Below are 15,194 nucleotides of genomic sequence, written 5' to 3'. Positions count from 1 at the left end.
TCCCGTCCATCCGCCCGTTCCTGCCCGGCACCGGCCGGTGGCATCGTCACCACGGGGACCTTCCGATGGCGCACCGAGACGGGACGGTGAGGCAATGAGCCGCGATCAGGCGCAGCCGCGTCACGACCATGCACCGGGACGACCTGCCGGCACCTGGGCATGGGCGATACGCCGCCGGCGGGGACCCGCCCGGCGGATGCTCGCCGCGATCGCCGTCGCGACGCTCACCACCACGGCCGCGGTGCTGGCTGCCCCGGCCCCGGCCATGGCCGCGGCGGTGCAGGTGCAGGGCAGCATCCGGGACGAGAACGGTGAGCTGGTGCCCGACTCGCCGGTCAACATCTCCATCGTGGGCGGCGACGGGTACCAGGTCTTCACCGACAGCCAGGGCCGGTTCTCGTTCGTGGCCCAGACCGGCAGCGAGGTCGACGTGCTGGTCAACGCCTTCGAAGGCAGCTACAACTACGAGCAGATGGACCGCTTCACCGTCCGGCAGAACACCACCGCCCACTACATTCGAGGCTTCCGCGTCAGTCTGCCGCCGACCCTGATCGGCACTGACGGCGACGACAACCTGACCGGGACCGCCGGCAGAGATGTCATCCTCGGCCTCGGCGGCAATGACACGATCACTGGACTCGACGCCGCCGACGTCATCATCGCCGGCGCCGGCAACGACGACGTGCAGGGCAGCGGCGGTGACGACCGCATCTCCGGCGGCGCCGGCGACGACATCCTCAACGGCAACGGTGGCCAGGACCTGATCCGTGGCTGGGACGGCGCCGACCTCATCGACGGCGACGCCGGCCACGACGACCTCGGCGACGACGACAACGGCCAGGACACGAACACGGTCATCGGTGGTCCCGGCGACGACACCATCTTCGTCGGCTACCCCGCCCTGCCCGGCAGCCAGTCCATCCTGCAGATCCTGCGTGGCGGCGACGGCAACGACCGCTTCTTCGTGCCACCCCAGGCCAGGGTCAACGCCGGCCCCGGTGACGACGTGCTCAACGTGACGTACAAGGCCGGTGGCCCCAGCCGCATCAACTGCGGTGACGGCATTGACGCCGCCTATCCCAACAACACCGGTGTCCCCGACTCGGTCTTCGTCGACTGCGAAACCGTGCAAGTCGTCGCGTGACCCCGAGAGGTGACCGTTCCGGCTCGTCGGTGAACGCATCGGCGGCCGGTACGGCTTCGGCCCCCGGGGCCGACCTGGGTCCGGCATGCTGGGGACATGAGTGAGGAATCGAACGTTCATTCCGCCGCGGCCGGGGGGTCGGTGGCCGCCGCGTCGCCGGTGATCTCGGTGATGGTGATCGTCGCCGACGCGGACGCCGCGGTTGCCTGGTACAAGAGGGCGCTGGGCGCGACGGAGCTGTGGAACCTCGGGGGCGTGGCCGGGCTCGCGATCGGCGGCGCCCCGTTCTTCCTGCACGAGGTCAACCCCGAGAACCCGGCCGAGACCAGTCCCGGCCGGGCGGGGGTCACGAGCGCCCGCATCGAGGTGTTCGTCGACGACCCCGACACCTTCGTCGAGCGGGCCGTCGCGGCCGGGGCGGTCGCCGGGGCGGCGGTCGAGGATCACCCGGTGCCCTGGGGGACGCACCGGCAAGGTGGCTTCACGGACCCGTTCGGGCACAAGTGGTCCGTGGGCGACCGGTCACCGTTGGGCTCATTCCCCCGCTGACCGGGTCCCGCGTCCACATGCCGGGTGGACGGCGGCGGTGTACCGTTGCGCCGTGGGATCGACGGCCGTGCTCGACAGGTCGGGCCGGTGCGCCCCGCACGAGCACCGCTGTGTCGTGTTCGACGACCCCGAGGCGTTCCGCCGGCGCTGCGCCGCGTTCCTCGCGGCAGGGCTGGCCGCCGGTGAGCGGGTGCTCTACGTCGGCGCCGACGGGCCGCAGCTGGTGAGCGGGTTCGGCGCGGCGGTGGAGCGCGGGCAGGCCCAGGCGGTGACGGTGGAGGCGCTGTATCCGGCCGGGGACGCCATCGACCCGCCGCAGCAGCTGGCGATCATCGCGGAGGCGACCCGGACCGCGCTCGCCGACGGGTACCGCGGCCTGCGGGTCGCCGCGGACTGCACCTCACTCGCCGGTGGCGCGGCCCGGACCGACGCGTTCGCCCGCTGGGAGCACCTCGCCGACCGGCACATCAGCGGCAACCCGGTGTCCGGGTTGTGCGGGTTCCACCGCGACCGGCTCAGCGCGCCGGAGATCGCCGCGGTGGCCTGCATGCATCCGGTCCTCGAGCAGGTGCAGGTGCCGTTTCGCCTGTACAGCGCCGGCGATGCGACGTTCGGTGCGGTGCTCGACGGGGAGATCGACATGGCCGCGGCGGCGCTGTTCGTCGCGGCGCTGGGCCGGGTCGAGCCGCGGCCGGTCGACGGTGAGGTGCTCATCGACTGTCGCGGGCTGTCGTTCATCGACCACCGCGCGATGTTCGCGCTCGACGCCCGGATGCGGCAGCTCGGGGCGGCTGGCACGCTGTACACCGGCGACGGTGCGATGCTGCGCACGTTGATCGACCTGCTTGGCCTGCGACAGCTACGGGTGGTGGACGGATGAGGAGCGGTGCCGCTGCGGCACACCGCGGCTACTTCCATGAGACCGGGTTCTACGGCTCCGACGAGGAGTTCCTGGCGATGGTCGTGCCGTTCTTCGCCGACGGGCTCGCCGCCGGTGAACCGGTCGTGTCGGCGTTCGCCCCGGCGAACCAGCGGCTCGTCCGAGACGCCTTCGGCGCCGGCTGCGGCATCCGGTTCGTCGACGGGGAGGCGCAGTACCTCCGCCCGGCCGGCGCGATCCGCGGGTACCGCGCGATGCTCGCCGACTACGTCGCCGCCGGCGCCACCCAGATCCGGGTCGCCGGCGACGTGCCCCACCCCGGGGTCGGGGCGCTGTGGGACTGGTGGGCGCGCTACGAGGCCGCCGTCAACCGAGCCTACGACGACTACCCGATCTGGGGACTGTGCCCGTACGACACCAGGATCACCCCGGCAAACGTGCTGCGGGACGTGCGCCGGACCCACCCGCACATCGCCACCGCCGCCGGGCACGACACGAACCCGACCTTCACCGACCCCGTCGCGTTCCTGGCCGAGTCCCGCGCCGGCTGGCGGGATCCGCTGGAGGCGCACACCCCCGACGTCCGGCTCGCCGACCCGTCGGCGGCGCAGGTCCGGGCGGCGATCACCGCGGTCGCCGCCGGCACGGGGGTGAGCGGGGAGGACGTCGGCGGGCTGCAGCTGAGCGCCACCGAGGCGGTCACCAACGCCATCTGCCACGGCGCGGCACCGGTCGACGTGCGCATCTGGGCCGCCCCGGACCGGATCGTGGTCGCGGTGCACGACGTGGGCCCGGGCCCCACCGACCCGTTCGCCGGGCTGCTGCCCATCGACGAGTCCGAGATCGGCGGGCGCGGCCTGTGGCTCATGCACCAGTTGTGCGCGTTCGTGAGCCTGCACCGGGCATCCGACGGCTTCACCGTCCGGCTCGTGGCCGCGGGCGCGACGGCCGGACCGCCGGCGGGGTGACGGGGGCACACCGGACGCCCGCGCGGCCCTCCACTCGCCGCATGGCGCGGCCGTAGATCACGTGGTGGGTCGCGTGCGTCGCCGGCGCGGCTGCTCGCCGCGATCGTCTTACGCCGTGGCCGCTCCCGTACGCGCCGATCGGCGGCTCCGGCGCGGTGCTCGGTTCGCTGCGCGGCCGGCTGTGGCCCCGGGCGGGTGCCGGGCGGGTGCCGGGCGGGGGAGACTGCCCCGCCGAGGGCGTCAGGGGCGCGCGTCGAACTGGGCGCGGGCCTCGAAGACGCGGTCCATGTGTGACTCCGCCCAGTCCTTGATCGCGAGCATGACCGGGTACAGCTCGTGGCCGAGCGGGGTCAGCTCGTAGTCGACGCGGACCGGCACCGACGCGGTCACCGTGCGGGTCACCAGGCCGTCGCGCTCGAGGGTGCGCAGGGTCTGGGTGAGCATCTTCTGGCTGACGCCGGCGATGCGGTGCGCCAGCTCGCCGTGCCGCAGCGGGCCACCCGCGAGCGCCGGGATCACCAGCGCGACCCACTTGTCGGTGAGCCGGCTCAGCAGCTCCCGGGTCGGGCAGCCGTCCAGGAACGCGTCGTAGTCGCGTCTGGCCTGTTCACGGCGTTGCGCCGCGGTCGTGGTCGCCATCGTCTCCCTCTCCGGTGCCCTAGGCACTTCACGGTACCTACTTTCTGGCGGTGCCCGCCGTTCGTACGGTCGAGATGATCAGTTCGCACGAAGAAGCGCGAAGAAGCGCGAAGAAGCGCGAAGGAGACGGCGATGCGCGCAGTCAGGTATGCAACGTTCGGCGGCCCGGAGGTCCTGCACGTGGCCGAGGTGCCGGTGCCCGAGCCGGGGCCCGGGCAGGTGAGGGTGCGGGTCGCCGCGTCCGTGGTGCATCCGGTCGATCTCATGATCCGCGCCGGGCGGTTCCCGGCGCCGCTGCCGACCGGCCTGCCGTACACGCCCGGGTGGGACGTCGCCGGCACTGTCGACGCGGTCGGCCCGTCGGTGCCGCAGGTCGCGGTCGGCGACGAGGTCATCGGCTTCTCGCCGTGGCTGCGGACCACGGCCGGCGCGCACGCGGAGCACGTGGTTCTCGACGCCGCCTGGCTGGCCCCGGCGCCGGCCGGCGTACCGGCCACCGAGGCGGCGACGCTGCCGACCAACGGCCTGGCCGCCGCCCAGGCCCTCGACCTGCTCGCCCTGCCGGCGGGCGCGACCGTGCTCGTCACCGGCGCGGCCGGGCAGGTCGGCGGGTTCGTCCTGGCGCTGGCCCGAGCGGCCGGCCTGCATGCCACGGGCCTCGCCGGCGAGGGCGACCGGGCGTTCGTCGAGTCGCTCGGCGCGACCTTCGCGCCGCGTTCCGGGGCTCCGGCCGGCACGTTCGACGCGGTCGTGGACCTGGCCGTGATCGGGCCGGAGCTGCTGGACCTCGTCCGCGACGGCGGCGGCTACGTGGCCGCGTCGCCGCCGCTGCGCCCGGAGCCGGTGCGGGGCATCCGCACGTACGCGCTGGAGGTCGAGCCGGACGGGGCCCGGCTCGCCGACCTCGCCAAGCTCGTCACCAGCGGCGACGTCCCGCTGCGGGTCGCCGGCGTCTACCCCTTCGCCGACGCCGCGGCCGCCCACGAGCGGCTGGCGCAGGGCGGCGTCCGCGGCGGCGTGGTCATCGTCCCCTGACCCGCGTGGCGCCGCCGGCGGTCAGCGGCACGCGGTCGCCTGTGACCAGATCACCTGCCACGGCGCGTCCACCGCGGTCCTGCGGTAGCAGTCCATGTGCCAGCACTCCACCGGGATGATGTCCTCGCCCTGGAACCGCATGTCGATGGCCGACCGGTACCGCAGCACGGCGACGGTCGCGTCGGCGATCACCTCGACCTCCGAGACGGCCGCGAACCGCCGGTAGTCGATCTCGCCCGACAGGACGCCGCCGACGTACTGGTCCTTGGACCACGCGCCGCCCCCCGGGTTGACCAGGACGAACTCCGGTGCGTGCACGGCGTCGAGGAACTCGGCGTCCGCGTCGACCAGCGCGCGCAGCCGGGCGGCCTCCAGGGCCCGCAACGCCTCCACCACCGACATCGGTGGAGCGTACCGGGGCCGCCGTGTCATGCGACCGGACGGCCGTGCCGCACCACGGCCCGCACGGCGCGCAGGGCGGTGATGTCGGTGGCCGGGTCGCCGTCGACGAGCAGCAGGTCGGCGTCGAGCCCGGGCCGCAGGCGGCCGGTGCGCCCGGCCAGCCCGCACGCCTGGGCGGCGCGGCCGGTGGCGGAGGCCAGCGCGGTGACCGCGGGGACACCGCAGCCGACGAGGTCGATCACGGACTCGGCGAGGCCGCCGTGCGGCTTGACCGGGTGGATGCCGGAGTCCACCCCGCTGATCAGGTCGACGCCCGCCTCGTACAGCTGCCGGACCTGCGGCCGCCGCTCGGCCAGGTGCTGCTCGACCTGCCGGGCGGCCGCGGCGTGCCCGGGCCCGTCGAGGGCGCTGAGGCCGCCGAGGTCGAAGCCCAGCGTCGGGCAGACCGCGATGCCGGCGGCGGCGATCCCGGCGGCCAGGTCCGGTGGCGTGACCGCGCCGGCCGGGGTGGTGCAGCTGCAGTGCTCGATGCCGTCGACGCCGGCCGCGAGGCACTGCCGCACAGCGTCCAGCGCGTGGGCGTGGCCGGTGACCGGCAGCCCGGCCCGGTGCGCCTCGTCGACCACGGCCCGGATCTCGTCGAGGTCGAACTGGCAGGCGTGGATGTCGGTGCCGGCCGTGGCGACCCCGCCGGAGGTCATGACCTTCACGAGGTCGGCGCCCCGCTCGGCCCGCTCCCGCACCGCCCGGCGCAGGCCGGCGACGCCGCGGGTGGCGCCGCCCATGTCCGCGCAGTGGCCGCCGACGCTCGTCAGCGGCGGGCCGGCGGCGAGCACCCGGGGGCGGTCCGGCCGCTCGCCGCGGTGGCGGTCGACCACCGACCAGCTCTGGTCGCCCAGGTCGCGGACAGTGGTCACGCCGCGGCGCAGGTGCGCGGCGAGTGCGGCGTCGATCGTGGCGTCGAGCTCGTCCGGGTCGCGCCCGGCGAGCCGGTCCAGCGTGCCCACGGAGCTGTCGCCACACAGGTGGGTGTGGGTGTCGATGAGGCCCGGCAGCAGCGTGGTGCCGGGCAGGTAGGTCACCGGGCACCCGTGCGGCGCCGCGGCCGTGCCGGCCTCGACGCCGACGATGGCGCCGTCCTCGACCAGCACCAGCGCGCCGCCCGCCAGCATCCCTGCCCCGTCGAACGCGCGGTCGGCGCGGAATCCGTGCATGCGGCGACGGTACTACGAATGTAGTTTCAAGGGCAACGCTTGCAGTATTGTCAACTACGAACGTAGTGTGATGGTGTCGCGTCATCCACCACGCAGCACGGAGGAAGCGTCATGACGCAGCAACCCGCACCCACCTCCGCCCAGATCGACCACGACCGGATCTGGCAGGTCATCGGCGCCCACCGGCGCGCCCTCGCCGACCTGCTCGACGGGCTGTCCGAGGAGCAGTGGCGCCACCCGTCGCTGTGCGACGGATGGACGGTGCGGGACGTGGCCGCCCACCTGACACTGCAGGAGCTCGGCCTGCGCGAGGTCATCGGCACGATGCTGCGGTGGCGCGGCACGATGGACCGCACCATCCAGCACGCCGCCCGCCGGCGCGCCGCGCAATGGAGCACCGGCCGCATCTGCGCACAGCTGCGCGCCATGGCCGACTCGCGGCGGCACACGCTGGGCGTCACCGAGCTGGAGACGCTCACCGACGTCCTGGTGCACAGCCAGGACATCGCGCTGCCGCTGGGTCTGCGGCTGGACCTGCCGGCGGACGCCGCCACCGCCTCGATCCGCCGGACACTGGCGATGCGCTGGCCACCGCCGCTGCCCGCGGCCCGCGTCGCGCGCGGGTTCCGGCTGGTCGCCACCGACGTGGCCTGGTCCGCCGGCACCGGCCCGCAGATCCAGGGGCCGATCGCCGCGCTGCTGCTGATCAGCTGCGGGCGCACCGCGGCGCTGCCGCAACTGTCCGGCGACGGGGTCCCGCGGCTCGCCGCCGCACTGGCCTGAGCGCTCGGCGGCGGGGTCCCGCGGCCGGCGGTCAGGCAGCCAGGACCCAGCGGCTGCGACCGGCACGTTTCGCCTGGTACATGGCACCGTCGGCGCGCAGCAGCACCTCGTCCGCGGTCGCGTCAGGGGTGGCCGGTGCGATGCCGATGCTGGCGCCGACCCGGTACAGCTCACCGGCGTCGGCGACCGGCTCGGCGACCGCGGCGAGCAGCCGGTCCGCGAGCGCGGTGGCCGCCGGCACCGGCAGCCCGGGGCAGATGACGGCGAACTCGTCACCGCCGAGGCGGGCGACGGTGTCGCTGGCGCGCACCGCGGCGCGCAGCCGCTGCGCGACGGCGACCAGGACGGCGTCGCCGGCGGCGTGCCCGGCCGTGTCGTTGACCGCCTTGAAGCCGTCCAGGTCCACGTACAGCACCACCGGCGCGTTCGGCAGCGACGCCAGCAGCGCCTCGGCGAGCGTCGCCCGGTTCGCCAACCCGGTCAGCACGTCGTGGGAGGCCTGGTACTGCAGCTGCCGCTGGGCGCGTTCCTGCTCGCGGACCGCGGCGGTGAACCGGGCCAGGATGAACCCGCACGCGGCGGCGGTCGCGGCCAGCAGCAGCCACGTGTTCGGGCCGGCCGACTCGACGCTGAGCACGGCGAGGGCCGGCGCGGTGAGCAGCCCGACGCCGAGGAACAGCACCCGCGCCGGGTGCAGCGTGCCGGGCCGCACCGGCACCGCCCGGACCAGCTCGCCGGCGTCGGGGCGCAGCAGCACCGCCACGAGCAGCACGGTGGACACCTGCAGCACCCCGTCGAGCCGGCTGACCATGTCGTCGCCGAAGTAGGCGGGCAGCACGCCGTAGCCGGTGTCCGCGACGACCGCGATCGCGCACGACGCGACCAGCAGCCGGGTCGCCGTGCCCCGGGTGCCGGGGGACAGCACCAGGACCAGCGCGCCGGCGAGCTGGACCACGTCGCCGAGCGGGTACGCGGCGGCCAGCACGTTGGCGACGGTCAGCCCGCCGGCCGACAGGTTCGGCGCGATGAGGTACCGCCACGCCGTCACCGCCGCCGCGACCGTCAGCACCGCGGCGTCGAGCATCCCGGCGCGCAGCTGCCCCGGGGCCCGCCGCCGCACCATGACGACCAGCGCCGCCGCCGTCAGCGGATAGGAGCTCAGCCACAGCAGGTCCGCCGGGCTCACCGCGGGCGCGGCCCCGGCGACCCGCTCCAGGTACAGGCTGACGAGGTTGCCGGCGCCGGTCGCGGTGATGCCCGCGGCCAGCAGCGCCCAGGCCGCCTTCCCCTGGCGCTGCCGGCGCACGGCGAGCCACGCGGCCGCCGCGGCGGCGCCGGTGCCGGCGACCGCGGCGACATCGGCGGCGACCGTGTTCGGCAGGGCCAGCAGGACGACCGCGGCCACCGAGGCCAGCGTCAGCAGCGAACGGGAGATCACGGACTGCTCATCGGCCAGTACCCGCGACTGCTGAAAGTAGTTGATCCAGTACCGTGTGACGCTCGTGACGTGCGGCGTGCTGGCAGCCGCCTACCAGGTCGCTGCCAGGGTTCCCGGCCAGATTGGCACAGGACAGTCATCCGGCACGGCAACGGGAGGTCGATCGTGGCACAGTCACCGACGTACGAGGGGCGGCGGTACGCGCGGCCCGGCGAGGATCTGGAGGACCAGGGGCTCGGCTTCGACCTCGGCACGATGCTGCGGCGCCGGCAGCTGCTGCGGGTGGCCGGCCTCGGCGCCGCCGTCGCCGGGCTGACCGCCGCCTGCGGCTCGGACACCGGCACCGACACCGGCGCCGGTGGCACGCCGGCGTCCTCGGCCGCGACGGCGTCGACCGGGGAGATTCCCGACGAGACCGCCGGCCCCTACCCGGGCGACGGCTCCAACGGCCCGAACGTGCTCACCGACAGCGGCGTCGTGCGCGGCGACATCCGCTCCTCGTTCGGCACCGCCACCGGCACCGCGCAGGGCGTGCCGATGACCCTGGAGCTCACGATCGTCGACCTCGCCAGGAACGCGCCGTTCGCCGGTGCCGCGGTGTACGTGTGGCACTGCGACCGCGAAGGCCGCTACTCCCTGTACTCCGACGGCGTCACCGACCAGAACTACCTGCGCGGCGTGCAGCTCGCCGACGCGCAGGGCAAGGTCACCTTCACCAGCGTCTTCCCCGCCTGCTACGCCGGGCGGTGGCCGCACGTCCACTTCGAGGTGTACCCGGACCGGACGAGCATCACCGACGCGACCAAGGCGGTCGCGACCTCCCAGGTCGCCCTGCCGAAGGACGCCTGCGACACCGTGTACGCCACCACCGGCTACGCGGCCTCGGTGCGCAACCTGGCGCAGGTCACCCTGAGCGGCGACAACGTCTTCGGCAACGACGGCGGCACCCTGCAGCTCGGCACCACCACCGGCGACGCCACCCGCGGCTACACGGTCGCCCTGACCGCCAAGGTCGACACCCGCACCACCCCGACCGCCGGCGGCGCGGGCCCGGGCGGCCCGGGCGGCCCCGGCGGCGCCCCGCCCAGCGGCATGCCCCCGCGCCGGTGACACCGCAACGGCGCCGGCGCGGTCAGCGGGCCGGGGGTCGCGCGGCCGGCGGGGCCCATCCTGCCAGCGCGACACTGAGGCGTTTCGCCTCGCCGGCGGCGGCGTCGGTATCGGCGCGGCCGTGCGCGGCCTGGTCGGCGAGGGTCTTCAGCGCCGCGGCCGCGGCACGGACCGGCTCCGGCGCCCAGCCGGCGGTGGCGGGATCCCGCGCGAGGACGGCGAGGCAGACGCGGTAGTCCTCCAGCGACGTGGCCGGCTGCAGCCCGTGGGAACGCCGGCTGACGTTGACCTTGTCCAGCCAGTCCGGCCCGTACGCGTCGGCGAGCCGTGCGGTCAGCGCCGGCGCGAGCGTCCGTGCCGCGGCGTAAGCGGCGCGCGTCACCCGGGTGGACGGCAGCCGGGCGAACTGGGTCGGGCTCAGGCCGCCGGCCGCGGTCGGTGCGGCCGCGCCGGCGTCGCGCTGCTGGATGCGGGCGGCGAGCCAGTCGAGGTCGGCGACGGTGACCAGGCGCATGGACAGCAGCCACTCGCACAGCGCGCGACGGCCGTCCCGGCCGCTGTCGAGCCCTTCCACGCCGGCGTCCACCAGGATCTCGCGGATGTCCTCCACCCGCCGGGTGACCTGGGTCCGGGTCAGCCGCAGCTGGGCGGCGACGTCGTCGTACCCGCGCGGCTTCGGGTCGTAGTGCGGGTACGGCCGCAGGTACCCGCGGGCCAGCGCGACGAGCACCTCCCGGCGGTTGTCGGTGAGGTGCAGCACGACGTCGCGGGTGCTGACCGGGTCGACCGGGGCCGGCGTCGACGTGCCCGCGTCGGCCGGCGGGCCCTCGACGGAGACCGCGTAGGTCCACGCCTCACCGGCCACGAGAATCGTCATGGTCGGCTGGTCCAGGGCCCGCCGGCTCACCGGCCAGCCGGTGCGGGCCACCGGCAGCGGCGCCGCGATCCCGCCCGTGTCGACCACGTGCAGGACGCGTTTGTTGCTGAGGTTGGTCACGTACCAGCCGTCGGCGTGATGACGGATCCGGCGGCCCTGGCAGACCTCACGCTGTCGTAGCCGCTGATGCCTACCGGGTCAGCTCGACGACGTACTCGGTGTCGTTGTGGTGGCCCTCGAACTCCGCGAACTCGCCCGCGACGAACGTCCAGCCGCCCTCGGCGATGAGGGCCCGCAGCTTGTCGATGGGGACGCGCACCACGTAGTCGGGCACGTCCCACTCGCCGATCGCCTCGCGGGCCCGCGCCTCCAGCTCCTCGACCGTCGCGATGTCCTCCGGGTCGGGCGCCTCACCGGTGTACGGCAGCCACTCGCCCTCGGTGACCCGCCGCAGCAGCTCCGCGTCCATCGCCTCGGCCCCCTCGATCGCGGGGTCCCAGTCGTGCTCGAAGTAGCTGAACATCAGCATCACGGTCTCGGCCACACCGGTGATCGTAGGCGGTCAGACGGTCCGCTCCCGTCGCCGCACGCGCGGTCGGATATGTACCGCTCTGGCAAAATGCGACCATGACCACGGCCGCATCGAGCGAGGACGCCGTACGGCGGGTGGTGGTGGTCGGGTACGACGGCTCGGAGCTGCTCGACATCGCCTGCGTCACCTCCACCCTCGACCTCGCCGTGCGGATCGCCGGCCGGGCGCTGTACCGCACCGAGCTCATCTCCCCGAGCGGCGGGGCGATCCGCTGCGACTCAGGCCTGGAGCTGCACGCCACCGGGTCGCTGCGGCGCACGAACGGGCCGATCGACACGCTCGTCATCTCCGGCGGACGGGGGCACGAGGCGGCCGCCGACGACCCGGCGATCGTCGCGCACGTCCGCCGGCTCGCGGGCCTCTCCCGCCGGGTCGCGTCGGTGTGCACCGGCGCGACCGTGCTCGCCGCGGCGGGCCTGCTCGACGGGCGGCGGGCGACCACCCACTGGCACTACGCCGATGTGCTGGCGCGGCGGTACCCTTCCGTCACCGTCGATCCGCGGCCGATCTTCATCCGGGACGGGCGGGTCGCCACCTCCGCCGGGGTCACCAGCGCGCTCGACCTGACCCTCGCGCTGGTGACCGAGGACTGCGGGCCCGACCTGGCGCGGGTTGTCGCGCAGGCGCTGGTCACCTACCTGCAGCGGCCCGGCAACCAGGCGCAGATGAGCGTGTTCACCGCGCCGAACCCCGACCACGTCCTGGTCCGCAGGGCCGTCGCGCACGTGAACTCGCACCTGGCGACGACCCTCGACACGGCGACCCTCGCCGCGCGGTGCGGCGTCAGCGCGCGGCAGCTGCACCGGCTCTTCGTCGAGCACCTGGGGATGCCGCCCGGGCAGTTCGTGCGCCGCACCCGGCTCGACACGGCGGCGCGGCTGCTGGCGACGACCGGGCACCCGATCGGCATGATCGCGCGGTGGTGCGGGTTCACGTCGCTGGAGACGTTGCGGCAGGCGTTCGTCGCGCAGTACGGGGTGCCGCCGTCGCAGTACCGGACCGTGTCGTCGACGGCGCCGGTCGCGTGACACAGGTTCCGTGCCGGGAGTGCCAGGATTCCTGACGCGGATCCGTGGCCGGGTCGGCGCCGAAGGCCGGCCCGTACACAGTGAACGGCATGAACCTCGCATCCCGCTGGCCGGCCGCCGTGGGGCTCGTCGCCGCGGCCGCCGTGCTGGTCACCGTCGCCGACCGGGAAACCGCCGTCACCTGCGTGTGGGTGGCCGTGCTCTGCTACCTCGCCGCCGCCGCGCTGGACCGGCCGTGGATGGCTTGGGCGGCCATACCAGCGGCCAGCGTCGTCATCGCCGTCGGCGAGATCACCCGGGTGGGGCGGTGGGTGCTGCTCGGCGGTGCCGCGGTCGTGCTCGTCGTCGTGGGCCTGGCCGCCGGGGCGCCGCGCCGCCAGGTGTTCGTGCAGTTCGTCGCCGGCATCGTGTACGCCGGGCTCGCGCTCGCCGCACTGGCCTTCGGCCCGGACACCGGCCTCGTCGTGGCCGGACTGGTCCTGGCCGCCCACGCCGCGTGGGACGCTGTGCACCACCGGCGCGGGACGGTCGTGGCCCCTTCGCTGGCCGAGGCGTGCATGGCCCTCGACCTGCCGCTCGGGCTCGGCCTGGTCGTGCTGGGCCTGACCGCGTGACCCGTCAGCGGGAGAGGGACATGCCGCGGGTGAGCTGCGACCTCACGATCCCGGTGGAGGGCTCCTCCACACCGGGCGGCTTGCGTCCGTTGTGACACCGAAACCGCGGGTTCGGCTCACTCCGGTCTGACACCGAGGACGACGGTGAGGCTCGCGGTCGACCCGTCCCGCCAGACCGTCAGCGCGAGTTGATCCCCTGGCCTTGCCGCATTCTTCCTTTCGACCAATGCGGCGGCGCCGGTCAACGCCTCGCCGTCCGCGTGCGTCACGACATCGCCCTGGCGCAGCCCGTGTCGTTCTGCGGGGCCGCCCGCGACGACGGTACCGATCTGGACGCCGTCGGCGGCGTCCAGCAGCTGCGCACCGAGGTACGGCGGGCCCGGCGGGTTCGCGATCAGCACGGCGGTCCCGGTCATGACGCAGCATCCATGGGCGCCGCCCACGGCGGTCCTGATGTCGACGATGCCGTTCGCGCCGAGCTGCTGAGCCTGGTCCACCAGCGACTCGACCATCTTCGGCAGCTTGCCGCCGAAGGTCGCGTTGAGATTGGCGTTCGCGAAGACGAGCCCTTTGACCTCGTACACCAGACCCGGCGGCTCGGCCAGGGTAGACATCAGCATGCGCTCCCCCTCCAGTCACATCAGCTTGCACATGGCTGTCAACGCAGCTGCACGGTTCGGCCCGCCAGCCTACGATCCGGCACCTGGCCGACGGGGGAGACCGGCCCACCGGTGCTTTCATCCGGCCAGGACCGGGAAGACCGCGGATCCGGCGTCGAAGGGAGACGGCAGTGGCCAGGCGGCGCAAGCTCGTCCGCACCTCACCCGATCGCGTCTTCGCCGTCCTGGCCGACGGCTGGACGTACGCCAGCTGGGTGGTCGGCGCGTCCCACGTCCGGGACGTCGACGAGGGCTGGCCCGCGGCCGGGACCCGCCTGCACCGAGGGCATCGGCCGGCACGTCCCGCGCCGGGTCCAAGCGGCGCTGCTCGGCCCGCGCAGCGCCGAGATGCTGTCCCGGCTGGCCGACATCGCCGTCCGGCGGCGGGTCCCGGCCGTCTACTGACCGGCTGACGGGTTCAGTGGTGACCGTGTTCCGGGCGGAGGAAATACGACAGGATTCGCTGGAACTCCTGCGGGTGCTCGACGGCCGGCACATGACCGCATCGCCCGAGCACGTACAGCCGGACGTCGGCCAGATGTTCGAGCAGGGGCAGGGCTGCCGTCCCGAGTGGGGTGACCCGGTCCTCGGCGCCGTGGACGAGCAGCACGGGGGCGCGGATCCCGGCCAGCGTCCCGGCCGGGAGGGCGAGATCGTCGGCCCAGCGGGCCCTGGGCGGAGGGAACAACGACGCGTATGCGGCCGCCCCCTCCCGCATCGCGGCGGCGCGGGCGTCGACGGCCGGCTCGGTCACGAGGGCCTGGTCGAACATGAGGCGGCGCAACATGTCCCGGGCCCCGGGCGGCCCGGCGGGGGCGGCCCAGATCGCGTCGAGGTCGGCGGACAGCGGCGCCCCGGGGGCGCCCATCGTCGAGACCGCCACGACCTGGGTGACCTGCCGGGGACGCGCGGCGGCCAGCGCCAGCGCCACGGCACCGCCCATGGAGTGACCCACCACGGCGTAGTGCTCGACACCGAGGGCATCCATCAGGCCGGCGGCCTGCTGCGTCCACAGCCGCAGCCCGCCTCTGGAGCCCGCCGGGACCGGTGTGCGGCCGAACCCCGCCTGGTCGGGAGCCACCAGGTGCCAGGACGTGCCCAGCGCCTGCGCCGTCGTCGCCCAGGCTCCGGACCCGGTCGTGCCGGGTCCGGAGCCGTGCAGCATCAGCACCGCGGGCCCCGTGCCGCGCTCCATGACGTGGACGGGGGAGCCGTCGACGGTGACGGTCCGAAGTGCCGTCACCGGGACAGCTCAGGGGTGC

The 15,194-nt window shown here is 74.5% G+C and carries 17 protein-coding genes; 9 read left to right on the top strand and 8 right to left on the bottom strand.

Translation table 11 applies throughout. The features are described from left to right. Positions 1-196 precede the first annotated feature (196 nt). From OP18_RS53040 to OP18_RS26175, 4 genes are all read left to right on the top strand, one after another. Positions 197-1,144 carry a calcium-binding protein gene (locus OP18_RS53040; protein ID WP_052387341.1) on the top strand — a complete coding sequence of 316 codons (948 nt, stop codon included), beginning with the start codon at positions 197-199 and terminating at the stop codon, positions 1,142-1,144. Between the two features lie 96 nt (positions 1,145-1,240). After that, a complete protein-coding gene (locus tag OP18_RS26185) occupies positions 1,241-1,693 on the top strand; it encodes a VOC family protein (RefSeq protein WP_081971126.1) in 453 nt (150 codons plus the stop codon). Between the two features lie 52 nt (positions 1,694-1,745). Further along, positions 1,746-2,573 carry an MEDS domain-containing protein gene (locus tag OP18_RS26180; protein ID WP_052387339.1) on the top strand — a complete coding sequence of 276 codons (828 nt, stop codon included), beginning with the start codon at positions 1,746-1,748 and terminating at the stop codon, positions 2,571-2,573. Next, on the top strand, positions 2,570-3,541 hold the full coding sequence (locus tag OP18_RS26175; protein ID WP_033361701.1) for a sensor histidine kinase: 972 nt from the start codon (positions 2,570-2,572) through the stop codon (positions 3,539-3,541). Before OP18_RS26180 ends, OP18_RS26175 begins: the two co-directional genes overlap by 4 nt. Before the next feature lie 240 nt (positions 3,542-3,781). Here OP18_RS26175 and OP18_RS26170 read toward each other — a convergent pair whose 3' ends face one another. After that, a complete protein-coding gene (locus OP18_RS26170) occupies positions 3,782-4,180 on the bottom strand; it encodes a winged helix-turn-helix transcriptional regulator (RefSeq protein ID WP_033361700.1) in 399 nt (132 codons plus the stop codon). A 132-nt stretch (positions 4,181-4,312) separates the two neighbouring features. Between OP18_RS26170 and OP18_RS26165 the strand changes: the two genes are divergently transcribed. Beyond that, complete coding sequence (locus OP18_RS26165) at positions 4,313-5,215, top strand: NADP-dependent oxidoreductase (protein ID WP_033361699.1); 903 nt, start codon at positions 4,313-4,315, stop codon at positions 5,213-5,215. 21 nt (positions 5,216-5,236) lie between these two features. Here OP18_RS26165 and OP18_RS26160 read toward each other — a convergent pair whose 3' ends face one another. Together OP18_RS26160 and OP18_RS26155 are read right to left on the bottom strand one after the other, a co-directional pair. Further along, on the bottom strand, positions 5,237-5,617 hold the full coding sequence (locus tag OP18_RS26160; protein WP_052387338.1) for a nuclear transport factor 2 family protein: 381 nt from the start codon (positions 5,615-5,617) through the stop codon (positions 5,237-5,239). A gap of 26 nt (positions 5,618-5,643) precedes the next feature. Further along, positions 5,644-6,831, bottom strand: a complete 1,188-nt coding sequence (locus OP18_RS26155) for an amidohydrolase family protein (protein WP_033361697.1) — start codon at positions 6,829-6,831, stop codon at positions 5,644-5,646. Positions 6,832-6,942: 111 nt separating this feature from the next. On the opposite strand from OP18_RS26155, the gene OP18_RS26150 reads away from it, so the two are divergent. Further along, entirely contained in the window at positions 6,943-7,614 is a 672-nt protein-coding gene (locus tag OP18_RS26150) for a maleylpyruvate isomerase family mycothiol-dependent enzyme (RefSeq protein ID WP_052387337.1), read from the top strand. A gap of 31 nt (positions 7,615-7,645) precedes the next feature. Here the strand turns inward: OP18_RS26150 and OP18_RS26145 are convergent, their stop codons facing one another. Then, positions 7,646-9,052 (bottom strand): GGDEF domain-containing protein, encoded by a 1,407-nt coding sequence (locus OP18_RS26145; protein WP_052387336.1) that lies wholly within the window; start codon positions 9,050-9,052, stop codon positions 7,646-7,648. A 165-nt stretch (positions 9,053-9,217) separates the two neighbouring features. Here OP18_RS26145 and OP18_RS26140 point away from each other — a divergent pair, with 165 nt between their 5' ends. After that, on the top strand, positions 9,218-10,162 hold the full coding sequence (locus tag OP18_RS26140; protein WP_245635527.1) for an intradiol ring-cleavage dioxygenase: 945 nt from the start codon (positions 9,218-9,220) through the stop codon (positions 10,160-10,162). 22 nt (positions 10,163-10,184) lie between these two features. On the opposite strand, the gene OP18_RS26135 is transcribed toward OP18_RS26140, so the two are convergent. Next, positions 10,185-11,159, bottom strand: a complete 975-nt coding sequence (locus OP18_RS26135) for a hypothetical protein (RefSeq protein WP_033361696.1) — start codon at positions 11,157-11,159, stop codon at positions 10,185-10,187. A gap of 70 nt (positions 11,160-11,229) precedes the next feature. Beyond that, complete coding sequence (locus OP18_RS26130) at positions 11,230-11,583, bottom strand: hypothetical protein (protein WP_033361695.1); 354 nt, start codon at positions 11,581-11,583, stop codon at positions 11,230-11,232. Between the two features lie 83 nt (positions 11,584-11,666). Here OP18_RS26130 and OP18_RS26125 point away from each other — a divergent pair, with 83 nt between their 5' ends. Next, the gene (locus OP18_RS26125) at positions 11,667-12,659 is read left to right on the top strand and encodes a GlxA family transcriptional regulator (RefSeq protein WP_033361694.1); all 993 of its coding nucleotides are present in this window, start codon (positions 11,667-11,669) and stop codon (positions 12,657-12,659) included. An 89-nt stretch (positions 12,660-12,748) separates the two neighbouring features. Further along, positions 12,749-13,273 (top strand): hypothetical protein, encoded by a 525-nt coding sequence (locus tag OP18_RS26120; RefSeq protein WP_156089791.1) that lies wholly within the window; start codon positions 12,749-12,751, stop codon positions 13,271-13,273. A gap of 116 nt (positions 13,274-13,389) precedes the next feature. Here OP18_RS26120 and OP18_RS26115 read toward each other — a convergent pair whose 3' ends face one another. Then, positions 13,390-13,887 carry a PDZ domain-containing protein gene (locus tag OP18_RS26115; RefSeq protein ID WP_162189837.1) on the bottom strand — a complete coding sequence of 166 codons (498 nt, stop codon included), beginning with the start codon at positions 13,885-13,887 and terminating at the stop codon, positions 13,390-13,392. Between the two features lie 463 nt (positions 13,888-14,350). Next, positions 14,351-15,175, bottom strand: a complete 825-nt coding sequence (locus tag OP18_RS26110; RefSeq protein ID WP_033361691.1) for an alpha/beta fold hydrolase — start codon at positions 15,173-15,175, stop codon at positions 14,351-14,353. Positions 15,176-15,194 lie beyond the last annotated feature (19 nt).

Source organism: Dactylosporangium aurantiacum (assembly GCF_000716715.1).
Taxonomy (GTDB): Bacteria; Actinomycetota; Actinomycetes; order Mycobacteriales; family Micromonosporaceae; genus Dactylosporangium; species Dactylosporangium aurantiacum.
The sequence above is the reverse complement of the archived record's forward strand: the minus strand, read 5'-3'. Positions and strand labels throughout refer to the sequence as shown.